The following is a 3,017-nucleotide window of genomic DNA, read 5'->3' on the forward strand; positions in this document are numbered from 1 at the left end:
CCTCAAGCCTCAAGCTGCCGCAGGGTTACGACACGCGCATCGGCGACGGCGGCCTGAGGCTCTCCTCCGGCCAGCAGCAGCGCCTTGGGCTTGCGCGCGCGCTCTACAATGATCCCTTCGTCGTCGTCCTCGACGAGCCCTATTCCAATCTCGACGGCGAAGGCGACGCTGCGCTTAACCGGGCTCTGGCCGGTGTGCGGGCCCGCGGCGGCATCGTCGTGCTGATCGCCCATCGCCACAGCGCGATCGGCGCCGTCAACAAGCTGGTTGCGATCATCGACGGGAAGCAGGCGGCGTTTGGCCCAAAGGAACAGGTGCTCGCGCAGATCGCGCCGATGCAGCGCGCCCAACTCGCGCCCGAGAACGGCGAACCGCAGCGGCGACAGGCAATCAAGGTGGTGAGCGATGCAGCCTAACAACAACATGTCCCCGCGCTTCAACGCGAACGATCGCTCAATCCGCAGACATGCGCTCGCAGGCGTCTTCGTCGTGGTCGGCCTCTTGGGCGGGCTCGCCGCCTGGTCGGCGCTCGCGCAGATTTCCGGCGCGGTCATCGCGTCCGGTGTGGTCGCGGTCGAAAGCAGCGCCAAGAAGGTGCAGCATCCCGAAGGTGGCGTGGTCGCCGAACTCAAGGTGCACGATGGCGACCGCGTCAGGGCCGGCGACCTGCTGGTTCGCCTCGACGACACGGTTCTGCGCGCCAGCCTCTCCATCGTCACCAAGAGCCTCGACGAACTGACGGCCCTCGAAGCGCGCCTGACTGCCGAGCGGGACGGCGCAGACGCAATTCGCCTGCCCGAGGCGCTTCTCAAGCGCGGACAGGCCAACCAGGACACCGAGGCTTCGATCAAGGGGCAGTGGACGATCTTCGACAGTCGTCGCGCCGCACGCGTCACCGCCAAGACGCAGCTTGCTGAACAGATCGCCCAGCTTGAATCCGGCATCGAAGGCGTGATGGCGCAGCGCGAGGCCCGCGACCGCGAACTGGTCTTCATCACCGACGAACTCAAGGGCGTGCGCGAGCTCTACGCCAAGAATTTGGTGCCTATCGCGCGCGTCTCGGCGCTGGAGCGGGACCGCACCCGCATCGAGGGCGAGCGCGGCAAGCTTACGGCCGACATCGCCGCAGCGCGCGGCTCGATCGCCGAGAAGAGAATCCAGATCCTGCGCCTCGACGACGACTTCCGCTCCGAGGTCGTGAAGGAGTTGGCCGACACGCGCAACAAGATCAACGAGAATGTCGAGCGCAAGACGGCGGCGGAAGACCGCCTCCAGCGCATCGAAGTCCGGGCGCCTGTTTCCGGCCTGGTGCACCAGCTCAACGTCTTCACCGTCGGCGGCGTCGTCGCMAACGGCGAGRCYCTGCTSCTYRTCATTCCGGAGAACGAYAMGCTCATCGTCGAWGCKCAGGTCGAACCGCAGGACATCGAACAYATYCATTTGGGYCAGAAGGCGACGGTGCATTTTTCCGCTTTCTCGGACCGGAACCTCAAGGAGACGATCGGAGAAGTTGTCATCGTTTCGCCCGATCTGATCGAGGATCAGGCGACACGACGCCGCTTCTACCGGGTCAAGCTGTCGGTCGAGCCTCCGGTCGGCGCAGTCGGCAAGCCGCGCACACTGGTGCCTGGTATGCCTGTTGAGGCATTCATCACCAAGGGCGAGCGGACCGTCCTCGCCTATCTGATGAAGCCGCTGACGGACCAGATGCAGCGCGTCTTTCGCGAATAGGGTGCGCTGTCGCCCAGCGGGGGCGCTGGCCAGTCTAACCTGGTTCGAGGTGGGCCTGCATCACGTGGCGTATGGCTCGGGGTCCCGCCGTGCAACCCAAAGCTATCGCCACAAGGCAAGCTTCTATCAGCTCATAAAAATCGAAAGGTAGTTTGGAGGGAGCGTTCATGAAATCCTTTCTGTCGCTTTGCTCTATTCGTTTGGCTTTTTACCACTCCTCTACGGTGCCAGGCGCGCTCCCTAAGCTAGAACCATTGCCAAGGGCGCTCTTGCTGAGCGGTCTTTTGTTGACGCTCGCGAGGCAACCATGACGCTAACAGCCACGCTTTTCGCCATTGGCGGGCTTGTCGCGTTAGCCGGTGTCGCCATTGCTGCGTACGCGATCGAGGAAGGCCGACGGCAACGCYGCATCTATGGCCGGCGCCGCCGTGTTTCGTTTCGCGGTTTCATCAGGAAAAATGACCCTTGAGCCGTGAATTGCAGCGTCGCCTTCTTCGGCTCGCATGCGACCGACAGGGCCAGGGTATCCGCTACAGCGTCAGCGACCGGCCGCTCACAGACAAGGAATGGGATGCGAGCAAGGATGGGGCGCTAATCGATTTTGCCGAGCCGGACGGGCTCAGCCCGATCATGACAGAGGCGGATTGGGTCGAATGCTCTTGTGAGCCGCCTCGGCAGGGCTGGTTTCTGAGTTTTGGGCGCGCGAGGCCTGAGCCTAACACATGACTTGATCAGTTGCCTCTGCCGACATCGAGCATCGGGGGAGCTTGGATCTCCGGGATATTTGTCAGATCACCAGGCAGCGGAGCGCTTGAGCATCTGAGGTGCAGATCGCGATTGAACTGCTTGCGGCGGACGTTCTGCTGGTTGGTCACATTGACGGCTGCCAGGGCGCCGGATGGGCTCAGTACCCCAATCATGGCCGATGACTTCAGATGCTCCGTCTCCGCTGAAGCGTAATTCTCGGCTTTCTGTCGCGCCTCTTTGCAGGCTGCGCTTTGCCATTTCCGGTCCGAATGGTTGAGGGAACCGGCATAGCTCGCCGGTTGCGTCGTGCACCCGACGCAAATCAATCCCACCACAGCGATTGCGGCCTGTATTCTCATGGCGGCATCCTGATCGATTTTGTCGGGCCGCGCCTAGCTGTGAGCTCTCAATAGGTTGTCCATCCGGTCCCGAGCGAGGAAGCTGAGGTTGCGAAGCTTCAGTCTCCATCGAAGGAGGACCGGATGAACATCCACAAGAATGCCCGTCTGACGCAGTTGGGTCGAGAGCGGATCGTGCGC

The 3,017-nt window shown here is 62.7% G+C and carries 3 protein-coding genes; 2 read left to right on the top strand and 1 reads right to left on the bottom strand.

Annotation, left to right across the window (positions count from 1 at the left end):
- Both AC1D34_RS35960 and AC1D34_RS35965 read left to right on the top strand, forming a co-directional pair.
- A partial coding sequence (locus AC1D34_RS35960) for an ATP-binding cassette domain-containing protein (RefSeq protein WP_476826837.1) occupies positions 1–416 on the top strand: 416 nt, incomplete at its 5' end.
- Positions 406–1,731, top strand: coding sequence for an HlyD family type I secretion periplasmic adaptor subunit (locus tag AC1D34_RS35965; protein WP_476826838.1), 1,326 nt, complete (start codon positions 406–408; stop codon positions 1,729–1,731). The genes AC1D34_RS35960 and AC1D34_RS35965, both read left to right, overlap by 11 nt.
- A gap of 731 nt (positions 1,732–2,462) precedes the next feature.
- Here AC1D34_RS35965 and AC1D34_RS35970 read toward each other — a convergent pair.
- The gene (locus tag AC1D34_RS35970; protein WP_476826839.1) at positions 2,463–2,837 is read right to left on the bottom strand and encodes a hypothetical protein; all 375 of its coding nucleotides are present in this window, start codon (positions 2,835–2,837) and stop codon (positions 2,463–2,465) included.
- Positions 2,838–3,017 lie beyond the last annotated feature (180 nt).

This window comes from Allobosea sp. P1_A7 (assembly GCF_056406775.1).